At 71.0% G+C, this 11,710-nt stretch carries 9 protein-coding genes; 4 read left to right on the top strand and 5 right to left on the bottom strand.

Going from position 1 to position 11,710, the window contains the following annotated elements; all coding sequences use genetic code 11:
- Positions 1–607: 607 nt before the first annotated feature.
- The gene (locus DQ384_RS17245) at positions 608–2,428 is read left to right on the top strand and encodes an RICIN domain-containing protein (protein ID WP_114029857.1); all 1,821 of its coding nucleotides are present in this window, start codon (positions 608–610) and stop codon (positions 2,426–2,428) included.
- A 96-nt stretch (positions 2,429–2,524) separates the two neighbouring features.
- Here the strand turns inward: DQ384_RS17245 and DQ384_RS17240 are convergent, their stop codons facing one another.
- Complete coding sequence (locus tag DQ384_RS17240; protein ID WP_147268808.1) at positions 2,525–3,241, bottom strand: hypothetical protein; 717 nt, start codon at positions 3,239–3,241, stop codon at positions 2,525–2,527.
- 386 nt (positions 3,242–3,627) lie between these two features.
- Between DQ384_RS17240 and DQ384_RS17235 the strand changes: the two genes are divergently transcribed.
- The 3 genes from DQ384_RS17235 to DQ384_RS17225 are packed head-to-tail and all read left to right on the top strand — an operon-like array spanning position 3,628 to position 6,253.
- Positions 3,628–4,557, top strand: a complete 930-nt coding sequence (locus DQ384_RS17235; RefSeq protein WP_245966551.1) for a metal ABC transporter solute-binding protein, Zn/Mn family — start codon at positions 3,628–3,630, stop codon at positions 4,555–4,557.
- Positions 4,558–4,568: 11 nt separating this feature from the next.
- Positions 4,569–5,366, top strand: a complete 798-nt coding sequence (locus DQ384_RS17230; RefSeq protein ID WP_114029854.1) for a metal ABC transporter ATP-binding protein — start codon at positions 4,569–4,571, stop codon at positions 5,364–5,366.
- Positions 5,363–6,253 (top strand): metal ABC transporter permease, encoded by an 891-nt coding sequence (locus DQ384_RS17225; protein WP_114029853.1) that lies wholly within the window; start codon positions 5,363–5,365, stop codon positions 6,251–6,253. Before DQ384_RS17230 ends, DQ384_RS17225 begins: the two co-directional genes overlap by 4 nt.
- Here DQ384_RS17225 and DQ384_RS17220 read toward each other — a convergent pair.
- The 4 genes from DQ384_RS17220 to DQ384_RS17205 form a co-directional block, all read right to left on the bottom strand.
- On the bottom strand, positions 6,225–7,019 hold the full coding sequence (locus DQ384_RS17220; protein ID WP_245966579.1) for a TIGR03943 family putative permease subunit: 795 nt from the start codon (positions 7,017–7,019) through the stop codon (positions 6,225–6,227). The two genes, DQ384_RS17225 and DQ384_RS17220, sit on opposite strands and share 29 nt — an antisense overlap.
- Before the next feature lie 5 nt (positions 7,020–7,024).
- Positions 7,025–8,038 carry a permease gene (locus tag DQ384_RS17215; protein WP_114029851.1) on the bottom strand — a complete coding sequence of 338 codons (1,014 nt, stop codon included), beginning with the start codon at positions 8,036–8,038 and terminating at the stop codon, positions 7,025–7,027.
- A 113-nt stretch (positions 8,039–8,151) separates the two neighbouring features.
- Entirely contained in the window at positions 8,152–10,545 is a 2,394-nt protein-coding gene (locus DQ384_RS17210) for a glycoside hydrolase family 2 protein (protein ID WP_114029850.1), read from the bottom strand.
- A gap of 123 nt (positions 10,546–10,668) precedes the next feature.
- Complete coding sequence (locus tag DQ384_RS17205; RefSeq protein ID WP_245966550.1) at positions 10,669–11,676, bottom strand: LacI family DNA-binding transcriptional regulator; 1,008 nt, start codon at positions 11,674–11,676, stop codon at positions 10,669–10,671.
- Positions 11,677–11,710: the final 34 nt, after the last annotated feature.

Raw genomic sequence — 11,710 nt, 5'->3', positions numbered from 1 at the left:
CGCTCGGCCAGGGGTCCCGACGGCCCCACCGTTCCTTCGGTTCCGGCGTCGGCGCCCTCCGAGAAAAGGGCGGTACAAAACCATCCTCGGCGCGGAGAAAAAACGTCCGTCGCGGCCGTGGGCGGCGAAAAGCGCGTCCGGGTCGTCGAAGGTACCGGGCGAGCGAGGGAAGGCGAGGGAGGCACGGTCTCGCCCCGGCGACGTTCGGCCACGACGCGAAACCGATTTCCGTCCTCGATTTCGCGGGCTTTCGTGGGGCGGAGTTAGTGGATAAGCGGGACCATGGCGGCCCAAGGCACCGTCCGTGGTGGAGGCGTGCAGGTCGGAGGGGTGGAACGGCCGATCGGGTCCGGGTTCTCCCGCGTGAACGCGACCCCGGTCGCGAGGTAGCGCAGCGTGACAGATTGCGTCGGATAGTGGCGGTACCGGCGATAGGAAACCGGAGTTACCAGATCAAGCTGCAATTACCTGATTGACCACTTGAAATGCGCGTCGTCAACCGTTTGTGAGAAATGTAACAAACGTTCAATATTAGATGTCGGCGATGTGATCATTGCCGGTGAATCGCCCCCGGAGGGCGTCTCCGTACCGATCGGAGTTCATCGGCATGCAGCTCAGGCGAAGTCTCTCGCTGGCCGCCGCGTGGTTACTCCTCGCAGCCGGTCTGGTCGCCTCACCCCCGGCGGCGTCGGCCGCCGCACCGCCGGACGGCGGTCGCTCCCACGTCGTGTCCGACACCTTCCCCGGCGCCAAGATCGGCGAGCGCGCCGGTCCGGCGCCGCTCGCGCCGAGCCTGGCCAAGGCCCCGGTCAGCCCCCAGCTGGTGGCCTGCGACGGCGACGGCACCAGCGGCAAGCGCGTCGAGGTCCTGTACGTGCGCGAGGCGTCCATGCCGGACCGCTACACGCAGTTCCTGCCCATGTTCCGGGCCTGGCTCGCCAACGCCGACGACCAGTTCAACGACGGCGCGGCCACGTCCAACCGCAGCCGGCACATCCGGTACGTCACGACGGCCGTGACGGGCGGCTGCGCCGCCGTCGTGCGCAACCTGGTGGTCCCCGCCGGCTCGCTGGCCGACTTCTACTCCAGCGTGAGCGCCGTGCAGGCCCTCGGCTACACCAGCGTCGACCGGCACTACCTCATGCTCACCGAGGCCACGGTCATCTGCGGCATGGGCGAGATCAAGGGCGACGACCTCACGACCGGGGCCGCCAACCAGAACAACGGGCTCGCCTACGCCCGGGTGGACGCCATCCCCGGCTGCTTCGGCGCCAACGCCATCGCCCACGAGCTCGGTCACACGTTCGGCGCCGTGCAGCTCAGCGCGCCCCACTCCGACGGCAGCTGGCACTGCCTCGACCAGTGGGACCTCATGTGTTACGGCGGCACGCCGTCGTGGAACTGCCTGCAGTGGAACGACTACCGGCTGCCCGACTGCAACCGGGACGACTACTTCAACGCCAACCCCACGGCGGGCAGCTACCTGGCCACGCACTGGAACGTCGCCAACAGCGCCTACTTCATCGCGGGCGCCACGGCCGACAGCGACCCGCACCCCAAGGTGGGCAACACCTACGTCATCACGAACGTGTCGACGGGAGGCGCGCTCGAACCCATCGGCGCGTCCACCGGGACGCTGACCGAGCTGAGCCAGCGCGCCCGCGTCGACACCCCGAGCCAGAAGTGGCTGATGGGCTACACGACCGGGTTGCAGTTCATCAACGTCGGAAGCCGCCTGTGCGCCGACAGCTCCTACAGCGGCACCACGCCCGGCACGACGCTCCTGCAGTACATCTGCGCCGGCCAGGACGGCATGCGCTTCGCGTACATGTCGACCGGCGGCAACACCTTCGCGATCTTCGACTGGCTGTCCGGGCTGGCGCTGACCGCCACGGGCACCTACCCCGCGCCCGTCACCCAGCAGACCTACACCGGCGCCACCAACCAGCAGTGGGTCTTCAACCAGGTCGCGGGCGTCGCGCCGGTCAACAACAGCGTCTACTACCTGCAGGGTCACGACAGCCGCGACAACGCCGAGCCCGCCGGCGGCTCGACCGCGTCCGGCGCGCTGATCACGCACAACGCGCCGTCCGGCGCCACCAGCCAGCGGTGGACGCTCCAGGCCACGGGGACGTACTGGAAGCTGGTGAACGTCAACAGCGCCAAGTGCCTCGACCTCGTCTCGGCGAGCACGACCAACGGCGTCCAGATCAGGCAGGCGACCTGCGGCACCGCGACCAGCCAGCAATGGACGCTCCAGCGCGTCGCGGACGGGACGTTCTACCTGGTCAACCGCTTCAGCGGCAAGGTGCTCCACTCGCCGGCGGGTGGCGGCACCACCCTGGACCAGCAGACGATCACCGGCAACACCGACGGCGGCCTCGGCGTCGTCGCGGGCAACGAGATCTGGTACCTGAACCCCGTGTGACCCCCGCGGGCCGCCCGGTCTCTGCGGGCGGCCCGTGCCCATCACAGCAGGCACGTCCGGAGCGGGCGTGCCTGCCGCTCTCGTCCGGGCCGGGGCTCAGGAGCGCGTCGGCGCGCCGGACTGAGGAGGACCTTCCGGCACGCCATCGGGGGAGATGGCGCCCTCTCCGGGCGTGCTCGACAGATACACGTGCTGGTGGCCGTTGCCCGCGTCGATGTTGAGCTGGTCGAGCTGGGTCGCCGCGACGGACCACATGGCGATGCCGGCGGAGCGCTGGCGCGTGGCGAGGTCGATGATCGGCTGCCGCGCGTCGGCGGGCAGCTTCTCGGCGGCGGCGTAGGTGTCGACGGCGGCGGCCAGGGTGTTCACCGCGCTGCGAAAGCCGCCGCGCGCCACGTTGGTGGCGGTCGTCCCCGAGGGGGTGTCCGCGTGCCTCGCGACGGCCTGCTGCAGGACCCGCTGCCATTCCGCCAGGTCCCCGAGCGGCGCCGGCCCGGCCGGTCGCGGGTTCGCCGCCGGGTCCTTGGGGAACGCCGCGACGACTCCGGACAGGACGGGGTTCAGCTCCTCGGCGGTCTTGCGCGCGGAGGCGGTCAGCTCGCCGATCTGCTGGACGTCCCGCTTCGCGTCGGCCTCCTGCATGTCGGCGATGGCGACCTGGCCGGCGTCCGGGCGTCCGATCAGGTATCCGATCGGCCCCGCGATCAGGGCGGCGACCAGCGCGGTGATCAGCAAGGCGACGGGGCGGGGCGCCGGGCTCGCGGCGCCGGCTCGCTGGGAGGCCAATGGCGGTGTGACCGTCTTTCGGGCCAACGAAACTCCTCTTAACTCGGCCCCCCGTACGGCTGTGAGGTCGAAGATATCACCCTGTCCGCTTGGCCACATTTGTCCGGGCGCGGTGGATTGATCTCCCTGCGGGGACGCGGCCGGGCCTCATGTGAGCTGCGAGGTTTCTGAGGTCCGGCAGCAGGGCGAACGGGGCTTCGTGGCGTTCCTGGACGGCGGGAGCCGGCGAGGCGCTCCTCCTCGGTGAGCGGGCAGGAGGCCGGCAGCCCATGGAGGTGCTCGCGCGGCTCGACCCGAAGGTCAACATAAGTGCCTTTATGCCATGGGTCGACCTGCGGCGATGGCGACTGCTACGGTTGCAACTGATTGTCATTATCATTCTGGAAAGGCCTGGTGTGCGTACCCTCCGCCGCGTGCCGCTCGCAAGTTTGATGGCCGGGCTGGCCATCCTCGTCATGTCCTCCTGCGGGTCCTCCGAAGGGGGATCCTCCGCGGCCTCGCCGGCCGCCTCCGCCCCCGCGTCCTCGCCGGAACGCGTATCGGTGGTCGCGTCCACCAACGTGTACGGCGACATCGTCCAGCAGATCGGCGGTGACAGGGTCGACGTGGTGTCGATCATCAGTGATCCCTCGCAGGACCCGCACTCCTTCGAGGCCAACGCGCAGACCCAGCTCCGCCTGTCCACCGCCAAGATCGTCGTCGAGAACGGCGGCGGATACGACGACTTCGTCGACACCATGCTCAAGGCCGCGGCCAACCCCGGCGTTCAGGTGCTCAACGCCGTCACCGTCTCCGGGAAGACCGCGAAGGCCGGCGAGACGCTCAACGAGCACATCTGGTACGACTTCCCGAGCGTCGGCAAGCTCGCCGACGAGCTGGCGGCCGCGCTCGGCAAGGCCGACTCCGCCGGCGCCGCCCAGTTCACCGCCAACGCGTCGGCTTTCAAGGCCAAGCTCCAGGCACTGGAGACGGCGGAGGCCGAGGTGGCGGCGACGGCCAAGGGGCAGGGTGTCGCGATCACCGAGCCCGTCCCGCTGTACCTGCTCGCCGCGTGCGGGCTGGTCGACCGTACGCCCGCGGAGTTCAGCGAGGCCGTCGAAGAAGGCGGCGAGATCCCCCCGCGCGCGCTGCGGGAGACGCTGGCCCTGCTCACCGGCAAGCAGGTCGCGGCCCTGGTCTACAACGAGCAGACCGCCGGGCCGGAGACCGAGCAGGTGAGGCAGGCCGCGCAGAAGGGCGGCGTGGCCATCGTGCCGGTCACCGAGACCCTGCCCTCGGGCAAGGACTACATCGGCTGGATGACCGACAACGTCGCCGCGGTCCGCAACGCCGTGTCCCGATAAGTCAGGTCGAGATGATCAGTCTGAAGGAAGCCGCGCTGTCCTACGGAGAGCGCGTGCTGTGGAGGGACCTCACCCTCGACGTCGAGCCGGGGGAGTTCCTGGTCGTCCTCGGCCCCAACGGCTCGGGGAAGACGAGCCTGCTGCGGGCACTGCTCGGTGAGGTCCCTTTGTCGGCGGGCACGATGACGATCGGAGGGCGGCCACCGCGGCGCGGCAGCCCGCTGATCGGGTACGTCCCCCAGCAGAAGGCGATGTCCCCGGCCATGCCGCTCCGCTCGCGCGACCTGGTGCGGCTCGGCATCGACGGCCACCGCTGGGGCATGGGAAGGGCCGGCCGGGCGGTCCGCGCGCGCGTCGACGAGCTGCTCGCCGAAGTCGGGGCCGAGTCGTACGCCGACGTCCCGATCGGCACGCTGTCGGGCGGCGAACAGCAGCGCCTCCGGATCGCCCAGGCGCTGGCCACCGACCCGCGCATCCTGTTGTGCGACGAACCCCTGCTGTCGCTCGACCCGCACCACCAGCAGGCGGTCGCCGAGCTGATCGACCGGCGCCGGCGCCGGCACGACACCGCGGTGGTGTTCGTCACCCACGAGATCAACCCCGTCCTGCCGATGGTGGACCGGGTGCTCTACTTCGTCGACGGCCGGTTCCGCGCCGGAACGGTGCGCGAGGTCATGACCTCCCACACCCTGTCGGACCTGTACGGAACCCCCGTCGAGGTGATCAGGGCCGGCGGCCGGATCCTGATGGCCGGCGCGCTGGACGCCGCGGGTCACCACCACCCCGGCGGCGAGGAGCACGGCCCGTGAACGACGTGTGGCACCAGATCTTCAACTTCACCGACTACGGCGCGCTGCTGGCCCTGGTGAGGAACTCGCTGATCGCCGGGGCCATCCTCGGGATCGTCGGCGGGCTGGTCGGCGTCTTCGTGATGATGCGCGACCTGCCGTTCGCCGTGCACGGCATCAGCGAGCTCTCCTTCGCCGGCGCCTCCGCCGCGCTGCTGATCGGCGCCAACGTGGTCGCCGGGTCGCTGGTCGGATCCGTGGTCGCGGCCTCGATCATCGGCGCGCTCGGCATGCGCGCGCGGGACCGCAACTCCATCATCGGGGTGCTGATGCCGTTCGGGCTCGGGCTCGGCGTGCTCTTCCTGGCCCTGTACAAGGGCCGGGCGGCCAACAAGTTCGGCCTGCTCACCGGCCAGATCATCGCCGTGGACACCCCTCAGCTGTCGTGGCTGGCCGCGACCTCGGCCGTCGTGCTCGTCGCGCTCGCCGTCCTGTGGCGGCCGCTGACGTTCGCCAGCGTCGATCCGGAGGTCGCCGCCGCGCGGGGCGTGCCGGTCCGCGCGCTCGCGCCGATCTTCACCATCGTGCTGGGCCTGGCGGTCGCGATCTCCATCCAGATCGTGGGCGCGCTGCTCGTGCTCGCGCTGCTGTGCACGCCCGCCGCCGCCGCTATGCGCGTCACCGCCTCGCCGGTGAGGGTCCCCCTGCTCAGCGTGCTCTTCGCCACCGTCTCCATGCTCGGCGGCACCCTGCTGGCGCTCGGCAGCAGCGTCCCCATCAGCCCGTACGTCACCACCATCTCGTTCCTGATCTACCTCGTCTGCCGGGGCATCGGCGCGGCCCGGAGCCGGGGCGCCTGGACCCGGCGCGGAGCGGGCGCTACTCGTACGGCTGGGCCGGTTCTGTGATGTTCTCGACGCTCTCGGCCGTCAGCTCGGGGATCACCATCCCGGTGGGCAGCTTGGCCGAGGCGGACGGGACGAAGGAGCCCGTGACCCGGATCCAGTGGTTGGCCGGCGGGGACTCCGCGCCCCGCACGCGCACGGTGAGCGCGACCGCGTCGGCGGCGCAGCACGCCATCTGCATCCGGCCGACGTACCAGGCTCCGTCGTCCCCCGTGGTCACGAACCCGGTGAGACGGATCGTGCGGCCGCGCATCGTCTCCGGGGCGGCCGCCGCCCTGCCGGCGAACTCGGCCATCGTCAGGTCGGCGATCCGGTCGGCGGGCAGGGGAAAGAACGCCTCCGCCGGCATGGGCGGCGTCACCGGGCGTCCCGCCGTCCGCACGGCCGCGTACGAGCCGAGCGCGGGCGGGGCGATCACGAAGATGGCGAGGACGGGCAGGCAGAGGAGCCAGGCCACGCTCGGGCCGCGGCCGTGGTCGTGACCCGCGTCGTGATCGGCGTCGTGATCGGCGTGGTCGTGATCGGCGTGGCCGGAGGGCGCCGGGTTCGGCTCGGACGCCTTCTCGGGTGCGCCTTCTGCGGCGCTCGCGGCCACCGGTGACCAGAAATAGCCGAGCAGCCGGACCGCCCCCAGGACCAGCATGCTGATGCCCGCGGCGATGAGGAAGGGCCGGAAGCCCGGCTTGACGTAGTTCACGTACGTGGACGAGAACAGCGAGATCTTCAGCGTCGCGCCGCCGAGGAGCGTGACGATCAGGCCCTGGGACATCCGGTTCACAGCAGCACCCATCCGATGACGGCGCTCACCAGAACACCGAGGACGAAGGTCAGCGGGACGAAACGCGTCACGAACCGGCGGCCGAAGGTCCCCGCCTGCAGGGCGATCAGCTTCAGGTCCACCATCGGGCCCACGACCAGGAAGGCCAGCTTCGCGGTCATGGGGAACGGCGTCAGGCTGGCGGCGACGAACGCGTCGGCCTCCGAGCAGAGCGACAGGATCACGGCGAGCACCGCCAGCGTGAGCACCGACAGCCACGGCACTCCGGCCAGGCCGGTGACCCACGACTGGGGGACTACGACGTTGAGCGTGGCCGCCGCCAGGCCGCCCACGACCAGGAACCCTCCGGCGTGCAGCAGGTCGTGCAGCATCGCCTCCGCGAACGCCGTCCATCCCCGGGCGTCGGCGGGGCGCACGGGGATGCGCAGCCATTCCGAGCGTCCGAACCGGGCCCATGCCCAGCCGGCCAGGACGGCGACCAGCAGCGAGGCGGCGAACCGGGCCACGACCATGAGAGGCGTGCCGGGGAAGGCCACCGCCGTCGCCACCAGCACCACCGGGTTGATCGCCGGGGAGGCCAGGAGGAACGCCAGCGCCGCCGCCGGAGTGACCCCGCGGGCCATGAGCCCGCCGGCCACCGGCACCGACGCGCACTCGCACCCCGGCAGCACGGCGCCCGCGAGCCCGGCGACCGGGACCGCGGCGGCCGGGTGCCGGGGCAACGCCCGGGCCCAGAACGTCGCCGGGACGAACGCCGTGATCGCCGCGGACAGCGCCACACCGAACACCAGGAACGGCAGGGCCTGCACACAGATCGCGACGAAGATCGTCGCCCAGGTCTGCAGCGCGGGCGACTGCACGTACGGCGTGAGCCAGAGCGGGCCGGCGATCAGCAGGCCGATGACCAGCACGTACGCCCATGGGAAACGTTCCGTCCGCGGCGGGCTCGCCGGAGGCGTGGGGGAAGGATCGCGCGTGTCCGCGGGGGAGACCACCGCCCCGTCACTCATTGGACAAGCGTGGCAGAGATCTCATGCCGGTACCTCCGGAAATGCCGACGAATCGCCGGAACCGTATGGGCGTCAGATGAACGGAGGATGGACGGCGCGTGACCTGAAGGCGCTCAGTGGCGGGCCTCGTTCACCATGCGCAGGACCGGGGGGCCGGTGAGCGCGTCGGTGTCCAGGTCGTGGGCGGTGGTGATGTGGAAGGTGGCGGTCTCGCCGGGGAGCAGGGTGAGCAGCATGTCGTCCACGGACGCGCCGGCGTGCAGGCGGTCGGGGAAGAGCGCGAGGTCGCGGAGCAGGGTGTGGGCGCGGACGGTGAGGGTGTAGCCGTCGCCGGTGCGTTCGGCGGTGGCGTCGTAGCGGGCCTCGGGGAAGCGGACGTGGGTGTCTTCGGTGTAGAAGGCGATGGTGCGGTGGTCGTCCAGGCGTGCGGTCAGCAGTTCGGCGGCGGGGTCGGTGGGTGTGCTCACGGTGGGCGGCAGGTGGACGCGTGTGGTGGCGCGGGCGGGGGTCGTGGTGGTGACGGTCTCCTTGGCGAGCGGTTCGCCCGTCAGGCTGCGGCGGACGATTTCGAGTTCGCCGTGCCAGGGCCGGTCGGTGTCGTTGACGACGGTGACGGTTTCGCCGGTGAGGACGAGGAGCCGGTCGGCGTAGAGGCGTCGCAGGGCGTGCCAGAGGGGTTTGCGGTGGCCGTCGCCGTCGACTGCGGCCCAGGAGGTGACGGGCCAGCAGTCGTTGAGCTGCCACAGGATGGTGCCCATGCAGTGGGGCATCTGGGCGCGGAAGTGCTCGATGCCGCAGGTGATGGCGCGGGCCTGGTTGAGCTGGGTGAGGTAGTGCCAGTCGTCGAAGGTGGACGGCGTGGGCAGGTGGCCGTTCAGGCCGCGCAGGAGTTTGCCGTTGCCGTCGAGGGCCTTTTGGTGGTGCAGCACCAGCGGCGCGTCGGAGGCCAGTTCGCCGCTGATCGCCCGGCGCATGGTGGCGTAGGCGGGCGGTCCCTGGAAGCCGAACTCGGCGACGAACCGGGGCCGGTAGGTGGTGTAGTGGCGGTAGTCCTCGCGGTTCCAGACGTCCCAGATGTGCACGGTTCCGCGCGCGGGGTCGTTGGGCGGGAGGCCGGGGGCGCCCGAGTAGGGGCTGCCGGGCCAGTAGGGGCGGGTCGGGTCGAGTTCGGCGACGATGGCGGGGAGCAGGTCGTAGTAGAAGCCGGCGCCCCACGTGCGGTCGCCGAGCGTCTCCCGCCATCCCCAGTCGGCGTGGCCTTCGATGTTCTCGTTGTTGCCGCACCACAGGACCAGGCTGGGGTGGGGAGTGAGGCGGGTGACGTTCTGGCGGGCCTCGGCCTCGACCTCGCCGTGGAAGGGTTCTTCTTCGGGGTAGGCGGCGCAGGCGAAGGGGAAGTCCTGCCACACCAGCAGCCCGAGGGTGTCGGCGAGGTCGTAGAAGTCCTCGCTTTCGTACAGGCCGCCGCCCCACACCCGTAGCAGGTTGACGTTCGCGTCGACGGCCTGGGCGAGGCGTTCGGCGAGGAGTTCCCGGGTGATCCGGGTGGGGAAGCAGTCGGCGGGGATCCAGTTGACCCCGCGGGCGAACACCGGCCTGCCGTTGATCACCAGACGGAACGCCTCGGTGTCCAGCTCGACGGACCGGAAGCCGATCATGCGGCTCCATTCCTGGTCGCCGAGCGTGACGGTCAGCCGGTGGCGGGCCTGGTCGCCGTATCCGCGGGGCCACCACAGCGCGGGCTCGGGCACGGTGACCACCAGCACGGCCCGGTCCTGCCCGGCCGGGACCTCGGCGCGCGCGACCTGGCCGGCGACCTCGGCGGTGACGGTGACCGGACCCCGCGCCTCCGGGGTGATCCTCACGTGCACCTCCACCCGCCCCTCCGCGGGCCGGCCGTCCTCGGCGTGCGCGGTGACCAGGGGACGGACCTCGGCCAGCCGGGCGCCGCTCCAGCTCTCCAGGGCGATGGGACGCCAGATGCCGGCGGTGACCAGGGTCGGCCCCCAGTCCCAGCCGAAGTTGCAGGCCATCTTCCTGATGAACTGGTACGGCTCCTCGTACGCGCCCGGCCGGTCGCCCACGGCGGCACGCCGCGCCTCGGCATAGTCGTAGGCCGAATCGAAGACCACCGTCAGGGTGTTGTCCCCCTCGGCCAGCAGATGACGAACCGGGAAACGATGGGAGCGGTGCTGGTTGGCCGTCCTGGCGACCTGGGCACCGTTCAGGATCACCGTCGCCACCGTGTCCAGCCCTTCACAGACCAGATCGGTGTGCTCATGGCCGTCCGGCGCCCAGGCGAACGTGGTCTCGTACGCCCACCGCGTCCGCCCGATCCACCCCAGCCGGTTCTCGTTGTCATCCAGATACGGGTCCTCGATCAACCCCGCGGCCAGCAGATCCGTGTGGACGCATCCCGGCACCTGCGCGGGCACACCGGCGATCGACACCTCGTCCGACAGGGCCGTGAGCGTCCATCCTGCGTGCAGTGTCCGGCTGGTGGTCACGAAGTCTCCTCATCGGTGGGATTTCCGCGCGTGCCCGGCACTCCACGACAGGCCCCGGGCGGCATCGGCGACGTCGGCGTGGCCGGTGAACTCAGCCGAGCTTAACCGGATAAGTAGCGAATGTCATGAGGGGGCGGCGGCGGTGCTCTCCCGCGGCAGCAGGAAGGGCGTGGCGTCCTGGAACGACCGGGCGGGCGCGCCGTCCAGGTGCGCCAGCAGGGTGCGCGCGGTGTTGACGCCGTACAGCGGGATGTCGCGCGAGAGCGCGGTCAGCGAGGGGAAGACCATCTCGCACAGCTGGGAGTCGTCTCCCGCCACGATGGACAGCTCGGCGGGCACGCTCACGCCGAGCTTGCGCGCCACGCTCAGCCCCGCGGTCGCCATCACGTCGTTGTCGAAGGTGATCGCGGTCGGGCGCGGGCCGGCGGACAGCAGCTCCTGGGTCGCCTTGGCCCCGGCCGCCCAGGTGTAGTCGGTGTCGACGACGGCGGCGGGCCGCAGGTCGTGCCGTGCGAGCGCGGTGTGGAAGGCGGCGGTGCGCACCTGGGTGTGCTCAAGCGCGGGCAGCCCGGCGACCCGGGCGATGCGCCGATGTCCCAGGCCGACGAGGTGGTCGACGGTCTCGGTCACCGCCGCGGCGTCGTCGCTCCAGACCGCCGGCAGGTCGATGCCCGGATGGGGACGGCCGACGAGGACGGCGGGGATGTTCATCGCCCGCAACTTGGGCAGCCGCGCGTCCCCGGTCCACAGGTCGGTGACGATCACGCCGTCGATGCGCCGCTCGGCCCACCAGCCGCTGATGGCCTCGATCGCCCGCTGGTGGTCGGGCACGACCTGGAGGAGCAACGCCGTGCGGGAGATCGACAGCTCGCTTTCCAGGCCGGCGATGAACTTCATGAAGAACGGCTCGACGCCCAGCGTGTCGGCGCTGCGGGCGATGACGAGCCCGACCGTGTGCGCCCGCGACTCCGAGAGGCCGCGCGCCGCCGCGCTCGGGCGCCACCCCATCTCGTCGGCGATGGCCAGGATGCGCCGGCGGGTCTCGCTCGACACTCCCGGGCGGTCGTTCAGTGCGAACGACACCGCGCCGATCGAGACCCCTGCACGCTTGGCGATATCACTGATCGTCACTCGCTTCACGCTTCAGATTTCCTTAGGCCGGCGA

It is taken from the genome of Sphaerisporangium album, from assembly GCF_003323745.1.
GTDB lineage: Bacteria > Actinomycetota > Actinomycetes > Streptosporangiales > Streptosporangiaceae > Sphaerisporangium > Sphaerisporangium album.
The sequence above is the reverse complement of the archived record's forward strand: the minus strand, read 5'-3'. Positions and strand labels throughout refer to the sequence as shown.